Source organism: Pseudomonas sp. SDO5215_S409 (assembly GCF_054071325.1).
This window is the reverse complement of record NZ_JBSVWN010000158.1, coordinates 1-723: the sequence shown is the minus strand read 5'-3', so window position 1 is coordinate 723 and position 723 is coordinate 1. Positions and strand designations below refer to the sequence as shown.

Genomic DNA, 723 nt, shown 5'->3' with positions numbered 1-723 from the left:
CAACGGGATCGGCGTATTTCACCATATTTGGAAGTCTTCTTCAGGATTTCCCTAGAGAAAAAAGAGGTCACGCCGGAGTTAGAACAGCGCCTGGGCGGCCTCAAACCAAAAGATATTCCTGAACTCAGCAAGCCGAAATCGGATGACAGTGAAGATCCAAAGCCCTACACCCTCAAGGGTTTACCGGGTCTCAAGGTCGTCATTGCGACGCTGACTGCATGCACTCCAGAGCCTGGAGGCTCTTTATCCGAGGGAGAGCAGGCTTTTTTCCGGGACATCTACGTGCACTCAAAACTGTTGGTCGTGGACGATGTTTTCAGCTTGCTCAGTTCTGCAAATATCAACACCCGCAGCCTGCATACCGACTCTGAATTAGGCCTGGCGGCACCGGATGCCGAACTGGCTAAGCAGTGGCGAGAAGCGTTGTGGACGTTGCATGTCGGTGAGTCACTTAACGATGACAAGGGGCGGTGCGATGGGTTAGAGAATTTCGCTAAATGGAATGATGTGATGGATAAAAACTGGGAAAACAAAGGCAGAAATAAACCATTAATTGCCCATCTAACTCGTTTTTGGGATGTGGAGACACCTTATGCCAAAGCCATTGATTAAAGCCATTTCTTTGTGTGCCCTCATTCTTTCATTTTTGCTGAGCGGAGTTCCGGCCATGGCGAGGGTGTCAGAAATTTTGTGTTCGGGCATAACATGAGTAAGAGGTGCATG

The 723-nt window shown here is 49.2% G+C and carries 1 protein-coding gene; it reads left to right on the top strand.

Features of this window, described 5'->3' with window-relative positions; all coding sequences use genetic code 11:
* A partial coding sequence (locus ACW9H9_RS28700) for a phospholipase D-like domain-containing protein (RefSeq protein WP_457346720.1) occupies window positions 1-612 on the top strand: 612 nt, incomplete at its 5' end.
* Between the last annotated feature and the right edge of the window lie 111 nt (window positions 613-723).